General features: G+C 59.1%; 20 protein-coding genes. 6 read left to right on the top strand and 14 right to left on the bottom strand.

The window, feature by feature from the left end:
* Positions 1-5: 5 nt before the first annotated feature.
* The 5 genes from GOW48_RS07150 to GOW48_RS07130 all read right to left on the bottom strand — a co-directional run bounded on the left by GOW48_RS07150 (position 6) and on the right by GOW48_RS07130 (position 2,471).
* Positions 6-362, bottom strand: coding sequence for a hypothetical protein (locus tag GOW48_RS07150; RefSeq protein ID WP_170354539.1), 357 nt, complete (start codon positions 360-362; stop codon positions 6-8).
* An 11-nt stretch (positions 363-373) separates the two neighbouring features.
* The gene (locus GOW48_RS07145; RefSeq protein ID WP_170752540.1) at positions 374-922 is read right to left on the bottom strand and encodes a hypothetical protein; all 549 of its coding nucleotides are present in this window, start codon (positions 920-922) and stop codon (positions 374-376) included.
* Positions 923-1,054: 132 nt separating this feature from the next.
* Positions 1,055-1,642, bottom strand: coding sequence for a biotin transporter BioY (locus GOW48_RS07140; RefSeq protein ID WP_170354541.1), 588 nt, complete (start codon positions 1,640-1,642; stop codon positions 1,055-1,057).
* A gap of 77 nt (positions 1,643-1,719) precedes the next feature.
* On the bottom strand, positions 1,720-2,142 hold the full coding sequence (locus GOW48_RS07135; RefSeq protein ID WP_170752538.1) for a DUF6314 family protein: 423 nt from the start codon (positions 2,140-2,142) through the stop codon (positions 1,720-1,722).
* The gene (locus GOW48_RS07130; RefSeq protein WP_170752537.1) at positions 2,139-2,471 is read right to left on the bottom strand and encodes a hypothetical protein; all 333 of its coding nucleotides are present in this window, start codon (positions 2,469-2,471) and stop codon (positions 2,139-2,141) included. The genes GOW48_RS07135 and GOW48_RS07130 overlap by 4 nt, the downstream gene beginning before the upstream one ends.
* An 89-nt stretch (positions 2,472-2,560) precedes the next feature.
* On the opposite strand from GOW48_RS07130, the gene purB reads away from it, so the two are divergent.
* From purB to GOW48_RS07105, 5 genes are all read left to right on the top strand, one after another.
* Positions 2,561-3,865, top strand: coding sequence for an adenylosuccinate lyase (gene purB, locus GOW48_RS07125; protein WP_170752536.1), 1,305 nt, complete (start codon positions 2,561-2,563; stop codon positions 3,863-3,865).
* Positions 3,866-3,986: 121 nt separating this feature from the next.
* Positions 3,987-4,139: an adenylosuccinate lyase gene (locus GOW48_RS07120; protein WP_170752535.1), complete on the top strand. Its 153-nt coding sequence runs from the start codon at positions 3,987-3,989 to the stop codon at positions 4,137-4,139.
* Between the two features lie 103 nt (positions 4,140-4,242).
* Positions 4,243-4,785 (top strand): tetratricopeptide repeat protein, encoded by a 543-nt coding sequence (locus GOW48_RS07115; RefSeq protein WP_170354546.1) that lies wholly within the window; start codon positions 4,243-4,245, stop codon positions 4,783-4,785.
* Positions 4,786-4,853: 68 nt separating this feature from the next.
* Positions 4,854-5,945, top strand: a complete 1,092-nt coding sequence (locus tag GOW48_RS07110) for a flagellar motor switch protein FliG (protein WP_170752534.1) — start codon at positions 4,854-4,856, stop codon at positions 5,943-5,945.
* Positions 5,946-6,038: 93 nt separating this feature from the next.
* Positions 6,039-6,962: a lysophospholipid acyltransferase family protein gene (locus tag GOW48_RS07105; protein WP_170752533.1), complete on the top strand. Its 924-nt coding sequence runs from the start codon at positions 6,039-6,041 to the stop codon at positions 6,960-6,962.
* Here the strand turns inward: GOW48_RS07105 and GOW48_RS07100 are convergent, their stop codons facing one another.
* Positions 6,963-7,664 carry a DUF1223 domain-containing protein gene (locus GOW48_RS07100; protein ID WP_170752532.1) on the bottom strand — a complete coding sequence of 234 codons (702 nt, stop codon included), beginning with the start codon at positions 7,662-7,664 and terminating at the stop codon, positions 6,963-6,965.
* Between the two features lie 246 nt (positions 7,665-7,910).
* On the opposite strand from GOW48_RS07100, the gene acnA reads away from it, so the two are divergent.
* Positions 7,911-10,601, top strand: a complete 2,691-nt coding sequence (gene acnA, locus GOW48_RS07095; RefSeq protein ID WP_170752531.1) for an aconitate hydratase AcnA — start codon at positions 7,911-7,913, stop codon at positions 10,599-10,601.
* Positions 10,602-10,710: 109 nt separating this feature from the next.
* Here acnA and GOW48_RS07090 read toward each other — a convergent pair whose 3' ends face one another.
* From GOW48_RS07090 to secF, 8 genes are all read right to left on the bottom strand, one after another.
* On the bottom strand, positions 10,711-11,250 hold the full coding sequence (locus tag GOW48_RS07090; protein WP_170752530.1) for a DsbE family thiol:disulfide interchange protein: 540 nt from the start codon (positions 11,248-11,250) through the stop codon (positions 10,711-10,713).
* A complete protein-coding gene (gene ccmD / locus GOW48_RS07085) occupies positions 11,243-11,401 on the bottom strand; it encodes a heme exporter protein CcmD (protein ID WP_170354552.1) in 159 nt (52 codons plus the stop codon). Before ccmD ends, GOW48_RS07090 begins: the two co-directional genes overlap by 8 nt.
* Positions 11,398-12,171 carry a heme ABC transporter permease gene (locus GOW48_RS07080; protein WP_170752529.1) on the bottom strand — a complete coding sequence of 258 codons (774 nt, stop codon included), beginning with the start codon at positions 12,169-12,171 and terminating at the stop codon, positions 11,398-11,400. Before GOW48_RS07080 ends, ccmD begins: the two co-directional genes overlap by 4 nt.
* A 61-nt stretch (positions 12,172-12,232) precedes the next feature.
* Positions 12,233-12,889 (bottom strand): heme exporter protein CcmB, encoded by a 657-nt coding sequence (ccmB, locus tag GOW48_RS07075; RefSeq protein WP_170752528.1) that lies wholly within the window; start codon positions 12,887-12,889, stop codon positions 12,233-12,235.
* The gene (gene ccmA, locus GOW48_RS07070) at positions 12,886-13,500 is read right to left on the bottom strand and encodes a heme ABC exporter ATP-binding protein CcmA (RefSeq protein WP_170354555.1); all 615 of its coding nucleotides are present in this window, start codon (positions 13,498-13,500) and stop codon (positions 12,886-12,888) included. The genes ccmB and ccmA overlap by 4 nt, the downstream gene beginning before the upstream one ends.
* Before the next feature lie 146 nt (positions 13,501-13,646).
* The gene (locus GOW48_RS07065) at positions 13,647-14,000 is read right to left on the bottom strand and encodes an Mth938-like domain-containing protein (protein WP_170752527.1); all 354 of its coding nucleotides are present in this window, start codon (positions 13,998-14,000) and stop codon (positions 13,647-13,649) included.
* Between the two features lie 10 nt (positions 14,001-14,010).
* Positions 14,011-14,769: a TSUP family transporter gene (locus GOW48_RS07060; protein ID WP_170752526.1), complete on the bottom strand. Its 759-nt coding sequence runs from the start codon at positions 14,767-14,769 to the stop codon at positions 14,011-14,013.
* Complete coding sequence (gene secF / locus GOW48_RS07055) at positions 14,750-15,718, bottom strand: protein translocase subunit SecF (protein ID WP_170752525.1); 969 nt, start codon at positions 15,716-15,718, stop codon at positions 14,750-14,752. Before secF ends, GOW48_RS07060 begins: the two co-directional genes overlap by 20 nt.
* Between the last annotated feature and the right edge of the window lie 2 nt (positions 15,719-15,720).

Genomic DNA, 15,720 nt, shown 5'->3' with positions numbered 1-15,720 from the left:
GCCCGTTACCGTCGCGGCGACGGGCGATGAATCGGTGGGCGCGCGGTTGGCGGTCGCGCGACCGGCGGGCGCGGTCGTGCCGGAGGTTTCGCAACCGGCGGACGGGGCCGTGCGGGTGGTTTACCAATTGGCGGCACGGGTCGCGCAGGGGGACGCCCCTCAGGCGGTCTTGGACGAACAGGGCGATCAACATCAATATCGACGTCGACATCGTGATAATAGTCGTTCCAAAGCAGCGAGTCATAAAACGGGTCATACCCGTAGCCGACGCCTACGGTGACTCCGTCGCAAGCCGAGAGCGTGAAACTGGCGGCGCCCAGGCTCAGCGCCAGAAAGGTTCTTCTGATCAGTTTACTGGTCATGTCCACTCTCCTCACCGCGCTGCCTGGAACGAGTCGAACACCGCGTTCAGGTCGTCCACGTAAGCCGGATCCGCGCCGTCGCGCAGAACAGCGACAGCAACGGCCACACGGTCGCGCGGCAGGTCGATTACCGTTGCGGTAAAGTTGACCCCCCGTCCTTCACGGGTTCCGGTGCCACGGATAACTTGTGCCGGCAGCCCGCCGATCCGCGTCGAGACGGTATCGGATACAACCGGGGACTTAACCAGAAACTTGTCAATGTCCTGCAAATACCGCAGCCCGCCATCTATAGAGGCGACCCCGGCCGGGGATACGAACCCGATCCAGACCGTATCATCGGTCACAGGCCGGACGCCCATCACCCGCGCGACAGCACGCGGATCACCCAGTTCGGTATCCTCGATCTCGCGCGGGCCACCGGTGCGGACCGCCCAAAAGTCGGGCACAGAAAAGCTGAACAGCGCGCGCCCGTTATCGGTATACGTGACCGGCGTTTCGGCCAAGGCCGGAACAGCGCTTAGCCATATCGCCGCAAAAGCAGAGCTCAATCGCAAAAACATATCCAAATAACCTATTGTTTCTTTTAACGTAGACTGACCTGTGATCTTCGGGTTTGTCCAGTCTTGGCACAACAAAAAACCCGCGCCAGGATTGCTCCGAGCGCGGGTCGTAAATGTGAGTTGCGCTGAAAATCAGGCGCGGGCGTCGCCCACCAGCTTCCACAAAGCGGGGATCAACAGGGCTGCAAGCGCCAGTTTAACCGCATCGCCCACCAGGAACGGAGTCATACCCCACTCCAGAATCGGTTGGTCCCAGCCATAAAGCTGACCCAGCCACAGCAGGCCCGGAACGTAGATCAGGACGTTCGCCAGAACCAGCGCCAGCGCCAGCTTTCCGACCGAACGGTCCCAACCGCGTGCTGCCAAAGCGCCCAACAGAACGGTCGCCATCAGATAGCCGACAAGGTAGCCGCCAGTGCCACCCATCATGTAGGTCAGGCCAAATTTCTCGGCCGACGATCCCGCGAATACATCAAAGCCTAACGCACCAATCAGCAGATAGCCCAGCATGGTCACAAGACCCAGACGCGCGCCATATGCGGTGCCGATGCTCAGCACTGCAAAGGTGCCCATTGTCATCGGTACCGGAAACATCGGTACTTTGATTTTCGCGGCAACTGCCAGAGCAACGATGCCCAGCGCGACCAGAACCACTTGCTTGACGCGCAGTGCTGTGCCCTCACGCGGGCCAATCGCGTTGGCCAATACGTTTGCATTCATCTTCACTTCTCCCCAATTCGGATCGGAATTCCGCTACAGCAATGCCCAATCCGGGCGATCACTTCAAGGTGATTACGTTATCGTGGGACGTATTGCGTGTCCATTTCATAGGATTTTCGCGGCCCGGATACGACCCAACGCACATTCCAGCGCGGCCAGTCCTCGAAATCATAGGTCGCGTCATAGCTGTCAGGTGCGCAATCATGGTGATCGGCAACCTGCTGCAAACCTAGTTTCAACCGGTGAAAATACCGTCCGTCGTCGAAATGTATCGCGATCCCATCACGATCCGCGTGCCACATATAGCGACGTGTCCCCTTCATCTCGGCCTGACCGGGAATGCGCAGCGTGACCTCTTCGTCATAGACCAATCCGTGATCGGCGCGGCGCAGAACGGCTGTTCCGTCAGCCTGCACCACCTGCCCTGCCCGCGCATCGCGGATTGTCCGGGTTAAGGTCCATTGGCCTTCAAAATCAAACAAATCGCCGGGTGCGTTCATTCGGACAGATACCCATCCGTGATTTCGCCATTGTCATCAATGAAACGAATGATCAAACCACTTTGCAAAACGTCATAACAAGCCCACAGCTCGGACGGTGGCCAGGTCGAGCAATACTTGTCCTCTCGCACCGCCCAACGTCCAGCACTGGGTCGCCCCGAGAAGTAATGCGTCACTCCGCTTGCTTCGAAGTTCTGCGTTACGCCCTCTGCGTAGCTGAGTGTCTGCTCGGCCAACGTCGACTGAATCTCATCTCCGGTCAGCGGCCAGAACTCGGTCGCGGCGGCAAAACCGGGCCAGAGAGCCAAAATCAGGGCAAACCGTCTCATCTGCGCACTCGCACCTTGTTCCTGTGGCGGGTCGGGTTTAAACCCCGCCGCAACGCCTCCTGCCAAATCACAATAAGGTGCCGCTGCCAATGATTCCACGTTATTCCCGCCCTGAAATGGTTGCCATCTGGTCGCCCGAAAGCAAGTTCCGCATCTGGTATGAGATCGAAGCCCATGCCTGTGACGCCATGGCCGATCTGGGCGTGATCCCGCGCGAAAACGCCGAGGCAGTGTGGAAAGCCAAGGATGTGGAGTTCGACGTAGCACGGATTGATGAAATCGAAGCCGTCACCAAACATGACGTCATCGCCTTTCTGACCCACCTAGCCGAACATGTCGGCAGTGAAGAGGCACGCTTTGTGCATCAGGGCATGACCTCGTCCGACGTGCTGGACACCTGCCTGAACGTGCAGCTGACCCGCGCTGCTGACCTGCTGATCGCCGATCTCGAAGGTCTGCTGGCCGCCCTGAAACGCCGCGCGATCGAACATAAGAACACCGTACGCATCGGCCGCAGCCACGGCATCCACGCCGAGCCCACCACCATGGGTCTGACCTTCGCGCGTTTCTACGCCGAGATGGACCGCAACCTGTCCCGGATGCGCGACGCGCGGGCCGAGATTGCAACCGGCGCAATCAGCGGCGCGGTCGGCACCTTTGCCAATGTCGATCCCGCAGTCGAGGAACATGTCTGCGACAAGCTTGGTCTGGTGCCCGAGCCGATCAGCACGCAGGTCATCCCCCGCGACCGTCACGCGGCCTTCTTTGCCACACTGGGCGTGATCGCCAGCAGCATCGAAAACATCGCTATCGAAATCCGCCATATGCAGCGGACCGAGGTGCTGGAAGGGGCCGAGTTCTTCTCGATGGGCCAAAAAGGCTCGTCTGCTATGCCGCATAAGAAGAACCCTGTCCTGACCGAAAACCTGACTGGTCTGGCGCGCATGGTCCGCGCCGCCGTGATCCCCGCGATGGAGAACGTAGCGCTTTGGCACGAACGCGATATCTCACATTCCTCGGTTGAGCGAATGATTGGCCCGGATGCGACGATCACGCTGGACTTTGCGCTGGCCCGTCTGACCGGTGTGATCGACAAGATGCTGATCTTCCCTGAAAACATGCTGGAGAACATGAACAAGTTCCCCGGTCTGGTCATGAGCCAACGGGTTCTGCTGGCCCTGACCCAAGCGGGTGTCAGCCGCGAGGACGCCTATGCCATGGTTCAGCGCAACGCGTTGAAGGTTTGGGAACATCGCACTGATTTCAAAGAAGAACTGCTGGCCGATGCGGATGTCACTGCCGCCCTCAGCCCCGCCGAGATCGAAGAGAAATTCGACCTTGGTTATCACACCAAACATGTAGACACGATCTTCGCCCGCGTCTTCGGCGAGTGAGCTGACTATTATCAATCCTTTTAAAGGCCCGGACTGCATTGGCGGATCCGGGCCTTGTTCTTTTGAAAATTCGACCAAATTCAGATAGTATGCTCGTGTATTTCCAATCAGGAGAAACACGATGATCCGATCTCTTATCTGCGCGTTGGCGCTGGCAAGTTCGACCACCGCCGCTTTGGCTTGCGGTGCGCACACGGAACAAACACAGTCCTGTGCGCCCGGAACCTCTTGGGACGCGGTAAGCCACAGCTGTAAAGAAAACGTCAGCGGCTAAGAAATTATTTCCTACTCGTGAATAAAAGCGAGCCTGCGGTTGTTAGCTTTTTGTCAGATCGCACTATGATTGATCAGAACAGCCCAGAGAACGGAGTAGGAATATGCGCCTCGTACTAGCTTCTGCCATTGCCCTTCAGGCATTTGCATTCGCACCCGCCGTATATGCAGCGGGTGGAAACGACACCCGTCCCCCCAAAACAACGAACACGACAAAGAAATGCCTGTTTGGACGGGTGTACGACAAAGACCGTGGCCGTTGCGTAAAGCCCGACAAAACCAGCTTTTCGGAAGACGAACTGTATAGTGCAGTGCGCGAACTTGCGTATGACGGACAATTTGAAAATGCCCAAAGCATTCTGCGCATCATGGATCAGGACGATGATCGCGTGCAGACCTATTGGGGCTTTACCTTCCGCAAGATGGGTAAGCTGGAACTGGCAAATGCCTATTACCAAGACGCCATCAAGACGAACCCTGACAACATTCTTGCACGGTCCTATATGGCGCAGGGCTTTGTGGCCGCGGGTAAAACTGATCTGGCCATCGAACAATGGCGCGAGATCAAGGCACGCGGTGGTGAGGGTACTTGGGCCGAGGCATCCCTGCGCGAGGCGATCCGCACCGGGCTGACCTTCAACTACTAAGCTTCAGCTTTTCTTTACCCGACTCTCTGTAGTCTGCCTGCGGAACAGCAATTTGGCACCGCAGGCAGATGCAGGACACAAACACATTGATACAGGTGGCACCGGGGGCCACACCTTCCGCAAGCGACAGTGCTGACGATGCCCCGCGCGTTGTACCACGCGCACTCAGCGGCCGGGAAAAGGCTGCCGTCGTTGTCAGGCTATTGCTGAACGAAGGGGCCGACATTCCGCTGGAGGAGCTTCCCGACGAGCTACAGGAAAAACTGACTCATCAGCTGGGGCAAATGGGGCTGGTGGATCGCGTAACACTGGACGCCGTCGCTGCCGAGTTTGCCGAGGCTCTGGAAAGTATCGGCTTGTCCTTCCCTCACGGATTGGCGGGCGCATTGGACGCCGTGAACGGCAAGATCGCTCCGGCAACAGCGGCACGATTGCGCAAAGTGGCCGGTGTACGCCAGGTCGGTGATCCGTGGCAGCGTCTCAGGGAAATTCCGACCGAAGATCTGGCTCAGATCGCGCAGGCCGAAAGCATCGAAATCGCCGCTGTCATGCTGTCCAAACTGGAAACCGCCAAGGCTGCGCAAATGCTGGGGCATCTGCCCGGCCCCGTGGCGCGGCGCATCACTTACGCCGTGTCAAAAACCACCAATATCACGCCCGAGGCTGTTGAACGGATTGGCTGGTCTCTGGCGGCGCAGCTTGATCAACGACCAGCAACCGCCTTTAACGAAGGGCCCGGAGAACGGGTCGGCGCTATCCTAAATCAATCTGCGGCCTCTACCCGCGAAGGCCTGCTAACGGCATTGGACGAAGAAGATTCCGATTTTGCCAGCCTTGTGCGACAATCGATTTTCACCTTTGCTCATATCCCTGCCCGCATCTTGCCTAGGGATGTTCCCGCAGTCTTGCGGGGTTTCGACCAAACCGTGCTTGTCACCGCCCTTGCAGGGGCCGATACCGAAGGCGACAAGGCCTCGGTCGAATATCTTCTGACCAACATGTCTTCGCGGATGGCAGACAATCTGCGTGAGGAAATGGCTGAGCGCGGCAAGGTCAAGCAGGCAGAGGGTGAAGACGCCATGACACAAATTGTCGGGGCCATTCGCGCCCTGGTAAACGACGGTGCGATCTCTTTGGTGGAAGACGAAACCGAAGAATGACCCCGCCTTCAGCGTGTTTCGCTGGACGCTTGTGGTTGCGACCGTCGGCTTGTATGTCTGACATCCAATTCGAAGCAGCTGCCGAGACCCCGAATGCCCGTTGAAAAGTCTGAACTCAGCCGTTTTGAGCTTGGCAAATACTATGTGACCGGTCTTTTTCTGAGGGGCGTAATCAGCGCAATGCGGCTGTTGCCCTACGAGCGGCGGATAGCAACCATGGGCGCACTCATGCGCGCTCTGGCACCTGTGGTCGGCTTTACAAAACGCGTGAGAACCAACCTCAAGCTGACCTGCCCAGAGCTGCCGGAAGAAGAGGTCAGTCGGATCTGCAAGGCAGTACCCGACAACGCTGGGCGAGCAATCATGGAGCATTTTTCACCCGAAGGCTTCACCGAACGCCAAAGCCACGCTAAGATTTCTGGTCCTGGTATCGCCGCGTTTGACGACGCGGTTGCACATGGCAAGCCAGTGATGATGATCACGGCGCATTTTGGGCATTACCTTGCCGCGCGGATAGCTCTACAAACCCGCAGTGGGCAACCCATTGGATGCCTGTATCGCCGTATGGCGAATCCGTACTTCAACGATATGTATGTCGATGCTTTCTACAAAACCGGTGCCCCGATGTTCGAACAGGGTCGCCGAGGAATGGTCGAAATGGTTCGCACGCTTAAGAAAGGCGGGATCATTGCGATTGTGTCCGATCTCCACGCGCATGGCGGTGAAGAGTTGACGTTTTTCGGCAAGCCCGCTGTCACCTCGGTGCTGAACGCGGAATTGGCGATGAAATACAACGCCGTTTTGATCCCTTGCTATGCTGTACGCCAACCTAACGGTATTGATTTCGAAATCGTCCTGCACGACCCGGTCGAGCACACCGACCCCAGAACCATGACTCAGTTCACTAATGACGATCTTGAGGCCATGGTTCGCAAGAACATGGGTCAGTGGTTCTGGATTCACCGCCGGTGGAAAACCTGGAATGGGCTGGGGGTCCAGCCCGAGGACATGCCCTGATTACTTGACCTTAGCCGCCGCAACAATCGGGCCGTGACCTGCCATCTGCACCAGAACGACTGCAGGCAAATCCGATGTCAGCTGAGCCGAAAACTGCTGCGGCGCGACCCCTTCCCATTTCCCGGCCATCTGCCAGGATTCGACCACATTGGCATAGTCAAGCTCATGCCCCGCCAGCTCTCCGCGACGGATCGAGGCATGGCGCATGGGTGAATACTGGACCACCCGCACGTCGTAGGTCCCGCCACCTGGCAGGTCGACTGGGGTGACATCCACAGTCACTTCGTTTCCAACACGTGCGGCCACGACCTCGGCCTCGGGCGCGGCGGTCAGATGGGCGTCGATGATCCGTTCAAGCTCTTGCGATTTCGCGCCGACAACATCTTGCTGACCGTTGATGACCATCTGCGGCGTGTAAATCATCGAGCGCCCCCCCCAACGGGCATAGGCCCGCTGGCGCAAGGTGTGGTCGGGCTTGGCATATTCATCCTCCCAACCGATGTAATCCCAGTAGTCCACATGCAGGGCCAGACCGATCACATCATCGCGCTTGACCAGCTCGTGCATCAGCTTGTCGGCAGGCGGGCAGGACGAACAACCTTGTGAGGTGAACAGCTCGATCACGACCGGGTCGCTTTCGGCCGCTACAGGAGCGGTCAAAACAAGTGAAAGCAAAGAGGCAACGGCGGCGGTTCTGATCATATCTGACCTCGGGCTGATAACTATTATGTCTGGATGCGATAACCTGCGTGAATGGTGTACCATTCTTTGCGCTTCACCCACCAATCAAGGTTTCTTGAGAAACCGCAACAGAAGCCTCTTGAATTGCATACCACCGCATACAAAATAAATGGTAAGGGTTTCCTGCGCCCATACAGGAAACAATCATGCTACAGAAAACCCATAGCGATTCCCAATTTCCAAGTCATTTGAAAGGGAGGCCACCTGATGCCCATCAAAACCGGACAGGACACCGCCAAGACACGCCGCAGTCTAAGCGTGAATGGCAAGTCCATTGCCTATTATTCAATCCCCGCCGCGCAAGAGGCCGGGCTTGGCGATTTCTCGCGCTTGCCTGCCGCCCTGAAAGTGGTGCTGGAAAATATGCTGCGGTTCGAGGATGCGGGCTTTTCCGTCTCGGTCGATGATATCAAGGCGTTTGGCGAATGGGCCAGCAATGGCGGCAAAAACCCACGCGAGATCGCCTATCGTCCGGCCCGCGTATTGATGCAGGATTTCACCGGCGTTCCTGCGGTGGTCGATCTGGCCGCGATGCGCGACGGGATCAAAGGGCTGGGCGGTGACGCGCAAAAGATTAACCCGCTTAACCCGGTCGATCTGGTCATCGACCACTCGGTCATGATTGACGAATTCGGCAACCCGCGCGCGTTCCAGATGAATGTGGACCGCGAATATGAACGCAATATGGAACGCTACCAGTTCCTGAAATGGGGCCAGTCGGCGTTCAACAACTTCCGCGTTGTGCCCCCCGGCACCGGCATCTGCCATCAGGTGAACCTTGAATATCTGGCCCAAACCGTCTGGACGGACACCGACCAAAACGGGGATGAGGTCGCCTACCCTGACACGCTGGTCGGCACCGACAGTCACACCACGATGGTCAACGGCATGGCCGTTTTGGGCTGGGGCGTCGGCGGGATTGAGGCCGAGGCCGCGATGCTGGGTCAGCCGATCTCGATGCTGATCCCCGAGGTTGTGGGCTTTGAATTGACGGGCGCAATGGTCGAAGGCACCACCGGCACCGATCTGGTTCTGAAAGTCGTCGAGATGCTGCGCGAAAAGGGTGTGGTGGGCAAATTCGTCGAGTTCTTTGGCGAAGGTCTGGACCGTCTGCCGCTGGCCGACCGGGCCACCATTGCAAACATGGCCCCGGAATATGGTGCGACCTGCGGGTTCTTCCCGATCGACCGCGAGACCCTGCGCTATATGCGCAATACCGGCCGGGATGAAGACCGTCTGGCGCTGGTCGAAGCCTATGCCTGGGAAAACGGGCTCTGGCGGGATGAGAATTACAACCCGATCTACACCGACACGCTGAGCCTTGATATGGGCACCATCGTTCCGGCGATCTCGGGGCCCAAACGACCGCAGGATTACGTCGCCCTGACCGACGCCAAATCGGCGTTCGAGCGTGAAATGGCCGAGACGTTCAAGCGCCCGATGGGCAAGGAAGTGGCTGTCAAGGGCGAAGACTATACGCTGGAATCGGGCAAGGTCGTGATCGCCTCGATCACCTCTTGTACCAACACCTCGAACCCCTATGTGATGATCGGCGCGGGGCTTGTGGCGCGTAAGGCCGCCGCGCTGGGGCTGGACCGCAAGCCATGGGTCAAAACTTCCCTCGCACCCGGGTCGCAGGTTGTGTCGGCCTATCTTGAGGCCGCCGGTCTGCAGGCCGATTTGGACAAGATCGGCTTTAACCTTGTAGGCTATGGCTGCACCACCTGTATTGGCAACTCGGGGCCCATCCAGAAAGAACTGTCCGAGGCAATTGCCGAGGGCGATCTGGTCGCCACCTCGGTCCTGTCGGGCAACCGCAACTTTGAGGGGCGGATTTCGCCGGATGTGCGCGCCAACTATCTGGCCTCGCCGCCGCTGGTGGTGGTCTATGCGCTTGCAGGAACGATGGATATCGACCTGACCTCGGAACCGATTGGACAGGACAACGACGGCAACGACGTCTTCATGAAAGACATCTGGCCAACCCAAAGCGAGATTGCCGAGCTGGTGCAGCAGACCGTCACCCGCGAGGCGTTCCAATCGAAATATGCCGATGTCTTCAAAGGCGATGAGAAATGGCAAGACGTCGAGGTGCCCCAGCAGGAAACCTATGACTGGCCGCCCACATCGACCTATATCCAGAACCCGCCCTATTTTCAGGGCATGAGCCCAGAACCGGGAACAATCTCGAACATCGACGGGGCCAAGGTGCTGCTGATCCTTGGCGATATGGTGACGACCGACCACATCTCGCCCGCCGGGTCATTTGCCACGCAGACGCCTGCGGGCAAATATCTGACCGACCGTCAGGTGCAACCGCGCGAGTTCAACTCCTACGGGTCGCGCCGGGGCAATCACGAGGTCATGATGCGCGGCACCTTCGCCAATATCCGCATCAAGAACGAGATGCTGGATGGCGTCGAGGGCGGCTACACCAAGGGGCCGGATGGTCAGCAGACCTCGGTCTATGAGGCGTCGATGGCCTATCAGGCGCAGGGAACGCCGCTGGTGGTCTTTGGCGGTGAGCAATATGGCGCAGGCTCCAGCCGCGACTGGGCCGCCAAGGGGACTGCTTTGCTGGGTGTTAAGGCGGTGATCGCCGAAAGCTTTGAGCGTATCCACCGCTCGAACCTTGTGGGGATGGGTGTTATACCGCTGGAATTCACCGGCGGCGATACCCGCAAGTCGCTGGGTCTGACGGGGGATGAGACGGTCTCGATCACCGGGCTGGACAGTGTTGAGCCGCTGCAAGAGGTGCCCTGCACCATCACCTATGCGGACGGGTCCGAGAAGACCATCACCTTGAAATGCCGCATCGATACCGCGCCCGAGATCGAATACATCGAGAACGGTGGTGTGCTGCAATATGTGCTGCGGAACCTCGCCAAAGTGGGGTGATCTAAGGCCAGGTTTGAAACCAGAAAGGACGCCAGCAGGCGTCCTTTTTTGCTTTCCGAGGCTCTGCCCCCCGCTCCGAAATGATTTTGAGCAGAAGAAGGGGCGGGTTCTAGTTGGCTGCCGCCTTTTCCAAAGCCGGGCGGATCGTACTTTCGATCACCCGCTGCGTGATCGGACCGGCAAAGCGCAGGATGATCGTACCCTCGCCGTTGATCACATAGGTTTCCGGCACGCCGTAGACGCCCCAGTCCAGCCCCATGCGGCCCTGTTCATCTCGTCCAATCCCTGCATAGGGATCACCCAGTTCAGCCAGGAAACCTTCGGCATTGTCCAACTGGTCCTTGTAGTTGATGCCGTAGACCGGGATGCCTTCGTCGGACAGCGCCTGCAGGTTCGGATGCTCAACCCGGCAGGGCGCGCACCAACTGGCCCAATAGTTGACCAGCTTGACTTCACCATCGCGCAGGGTGGCATCGTCGAAATTTGGCTTGCCCTCGAACTGTGTCAATACAACCGGCGGCGCGGGTTGTCCTTCGCGGGCTGAGGGGAGCGCGTTCGGATCGTCGCGAAACATTCCCACGGCGGCCAGCACGGCGAACGCCCCAAAGATCAGCGGTGGCGCAACCATCAGAGGTGAGATTTTAGCCATTGCGCGTCATCCTTTGCTCGACCTTCTCCATCTCGGCGCGGACTTTGCGGCCTCGCATCACGCTGAACACGATCAACGCGACCAGCAAAGCAATCGAGACGACATAGGACCACATCACCGTGTCGGCGTATTTTCCAAGATCAGGGATCATCCGTTTACCCTTTCTCGCGCCAGCAGCGCCTTGATCCGGCGCGCGCGGATCTCCGTACCCGTGCGATACAGCACCAGCGCAATGAACAGCAGGACAAACCCGATCATGCACAGAAGCAGCGGATAGAAATAGATATTGCTGACCTTTTCCTCGGTATCTGCACCGGTCACTGCGGCAGCCCGCATAACAGACGCACCCTGATGTAGCCCCTGATTCCAGAAATTCACCGCATAGCGGCTGAGGAGCGCAAAGACGGATCCCACTAGACATAGAACAGAGGTCAGATCGGCGGCGGTATCCGGGTCTTCGATCGCTTCCCACAGGGCGACGTAGCCCAGGTAGAACAGGAACAGGATCAGAAATGAGGTCAGGCGCGGGTCCCAGGCCCACCACGTGCCCCACATTGGCTGACCCCAGATTGCACCGGTTGCCAACGCGATCAGCGTCATGACGATACCGATGGGGGCGGCAGCGCGCGCAGCCAATGCGCTGACATGGTGGCGACGCACCAGCCAAACCAGCGAGGTCGCCAACATCATCAGCCAGCAATTGATCGCCATCAGCGCTGCGGGAACATGCAAGTAGATGATCTTGACGGTTGATCCTTGCTTGTAATCATCCGGCGTGAAGAAGAACCCCCAGATCAGCCCCACGACGATGCAGGCGATGGACGTGATCCAGAAAAACGGCATCACCCGTTCACTTGTGGCAAGGAACTTGCGCGGATTGGCGTATTCCCAGAGGGCGTTGGCTTTGGCTGCGATAGACATGGGCCTTATCTAGTCCGAGTCGGGCGTGTTCTCAATTGACCTCAGTCAAAGTTTGAGCAAGTCACCGAAGGTTGATACGCAAAACGGCGGCGCTGGCAAACGGCAGCAACGCAATAGTGGCGGCAGTGATCCCCGCCAGCATGAGCAGCGGGGTCTGGGTTTCCATCCCCATGGCGCCACGGCGGGCCACTTCGGCGCCGAAGATCAGCGTGGGGACGTAAAGCGGCAGGACCAGCAGCGACAGCAGCAAACCGCCGCGCTTCAGGCCGACGGTCAGCGCGGCACCGAAGGTGCCGATGACGCTCATGGCCGGGGTGCCGATCAGCAGCGAGATCACAAGCCACGAAAACCCCGGCACCGGCAGGTTCAGCAGCACGCCCAGAAAAGGCGCGGCCAGTACCAGTGGCAGGCCGGTGGTCAGCCAATGGGCCAACGCCTTGATCGTGACCACCGATTCCAGTGGCAGTGGTGCCGTGGCCAGCAGGTCGAGCGAGCCGTCCTCCCAATCCAGCGCCAGCAGGCGGTCCAACGACAGCAGGCAGGCTAGCAGAGCGCCCAGCCACAGGATACCCGGCGCGATGGTCGAGAGCAGCGAGGATTGCGGCCCCACTGAGAACGGCACCAGCACCGTGACAATCAGGAAGAAGGCTAGACCAAGGCCGAACCCGCCGCCCGCACGCAGCGCCAGTTTCAGGTCCCGCAGCAGAAGCGCTATCACAGGAAACCTCCGTCGAAATCGTCGATGGGTTTGGGTTTGGCCTTGTTGGGGCCGACATCCAGAACTTCTCCGTCCAGGCCGAGGTCGATATGGGTGGCAATCAGGGCCGAGCCCCCTTGCCCCAGATGCGTGCGTACCGCGTCGGCGAACATCTTCACCGCGTTTTGGTCCAGCGAGACGGTCGGTTCGTCCAGCATCCAGATCGGCCGCCCCGTAACCAGCATCCGCGCCAGCCCGAGACGCCGCTTCTGCCCAGCCGACAGGTTGCCCGCGTGGCGGTCGGCCAGATCATTCAGGGCAAAAGCGTCCAGCGCGGGCTGGATGCCTTGAGTTCCAAATACCGAGGCCCAGAAGTTAAGGTTCTCAACAACCGTCAACGTGGGTTTCAGCCCGTCGGAATGCGAGGCATAGGCGATCTGATCCTCGGCCCCTTCAATGCGCCCTTGCAACGGAGGCTGTAGCCCGGCCAGCGTACGCAGAAGAGTGGTCTTGCCGATTCCGTTTGGCCCACGCAGGATCAGCGCTTTGCCGGCAGGCAGCGTAAAGCTGAGCCCTTCGAGCACGGGAATGCCGCCACGGGTGATGGCCAGATCGGTCACGGTCAGTGTCATAGCGCCCGCTTAACGGATTGTGGAGGCGGACAAAAGGTGGGAATTGCCGCAGAGCTTTGACGGTGGCTTTGTGTGGTCAGGTCAGGAGTGAGGGGCCAGCCCCTCACGCTCCCCGAGGTATTTATGGCCAGATGAAGGAGGATCCTTCAGACAGGGAGTGCGGCCATCGCGATACGGCGACCCTCAGAAAGCAACACATTGTAGGTGCGGCAGGCGGCCGGAGAATTCATGATCTCGACGCCGATGCCTGCGTCTTCGAGCGTACGGCGCAGGGTGGCCGAGATATGGGTCAGCTCGGCACCGGTGCCGATGAACAGCACGTCGATATGATCGGCAAGGTTTAGCAGAGGTGTTTGGTCGTCATACCCGTTCCACCCGGTTGTTCCGTTTGGGCCGGTTAGAACCGGACCATCGTGGACCTGTCCGCCGATGCGAAAAAAGCCGGGGCCGTAGCCGTCTATCGGGGTGGCGTTGGTATAGGTGATCTCGTTAAGGCGCATAGAGGGGTTTTTAGCCCCAAACTGGCAGGCCCGACAAGGCGGCAAGTGCAATCGCAACATATGCGGCGGCACGGTATAGCCGCTCGTATTCGGGGCGGAACAATTTCCCGCCCAGCCAGTTGCCGATCAGATTGGGGATGGCAAGCATGAGGCCCAGCAGCGCGGCCGCGAGGGTTACGCGGCCCATTCCGGTCAGATAGCCGAACAGCAGGAAGTCAAACGCGAACAGAAATAGCAGGATCGTTGCGCGGATGACGGTAACAGGCAGAGGGCGCGACATGTAGAACAGGATCACGGCGGGGCCTGGCAAGCCCGCTACTCCGCCCAGGAACCCCGCCGCGCAGCCGATCCCGACCACCATCGCGCGGCCGACAGGACCGTGGTAGCGCAGGCCCAGGATCAGGATGGCCAGCATCGCGAGGGCCAACAGGCTGACAGCGTATCGAAACACATCCGGGTCGACCTGCGTCAGCACCCAAAGGCCAACGGGCAAGATCAGCGCGCATCCGGCCACAAGGCGGATCAGATCGCCCCGCTCAACCTCGCGCCACGCGCGGCGCAGGTTGGGGAGCGGCCCGAAGATGTCCATGATGGTCAGGCCGATCAGCGCGCCGAACGGGCCGAGATAAGGTGTCGCGATGGGCAAGAAGATCAGAGCGGTGCCAAAGCCGGAAAACCCGCGCACGATACCGCTGAGGAAGGCCGCAAAAAGAATAACGGCCAGCCCCGCCGGGGACTGGCCGATAAAATCAGGCGTCGACGTTTGCAAACTGGTTGCCCGCCGTATTCGACGGCTTGGACCAGTCGCGTTTGACACCCAGCCACAGCAGGATGGTCGAGGCCACAAAGACCGAGGAATACGTCCCCACGATCACGCCCCAGATCATCGCGAAGACAAAGCCACGGATGACGTCTCCGCCCAGCACATAAAGCGAGATCAGCGCCAGCAAGGTTGTGACCGAGGTCATGACCGTCCGGCTGAGGGTCTCATTGATCGAGATGTTCAACACCTCTTTCAGGTCTTTCTTCTTGTACTTCCGCAGGTTTTCACGCACCCGGTCAAAGACAACCACCGTGTCGTTCAGCGAATAGCCCACGATGGTAAGCAGAGCGGCGATGATCGCCAGATCGAAGCGGATTTGCAGTTCCGAAAAGATGCCGATGGTCAGGATCACGTCATGCACAAGGGCCGCAACCGCCCCCAGGGCAAACTGCCATTCGAACCGTAGCCAGATATAGACCAGCACGGCCCCGATCGCGAGGACAACGGCGATCACGGCGGTCTGGATCAACTCACCCGAAACTTTGGGGCCGACGGATTCGACCGACACGAATTGAATATCGGGGGTTGCCGCCTTTAATGCCTCTTCCACAGCCGTTACCGTCGCGGCCGAGACCGCCTCGGCGTCGGCTTGCGCCTGAATGCGGATCATGGCGACGTTTTCGTCCTCGCCAAAGGTCGGGTCGAAAATCTCGGTGATGGTGACATCTCCCAATTCCAGCGGCGCGATGGCGTCGCGATAGGCACCGACGTCGATCTCTTGCGCGGATTGGGTGCGGATCGTGGTGCCGCCCCGGAAGTCGATGCCGAAGTTCAGACCTTGCAGCATGAAGGACGTGAAGGCCACGACCATCATCAGGCCGGAAATGCCCAGCCAGACCTTCCAGCGGCTGAAGAAATCGAACGAAGTTTCCTGCGGGACAAGTTTCAGTCTCATGA

Source organism: Ruegeria lacuscaerulensis (genome assembly GCF_013033355.1).
Lineage (GTDB): Bacteria > Pseudomonadota > Alphaproteobacteria > Rhodobacterales > Rhodobacteraceae > Ruegeria > Ruegeria lacuscaerulensis_A.
The sequence above is the reverse complement of the archived record's forward strand: the minus strand, read 5'-3'. Positions and strand labels throughout refer to the sequence as shown.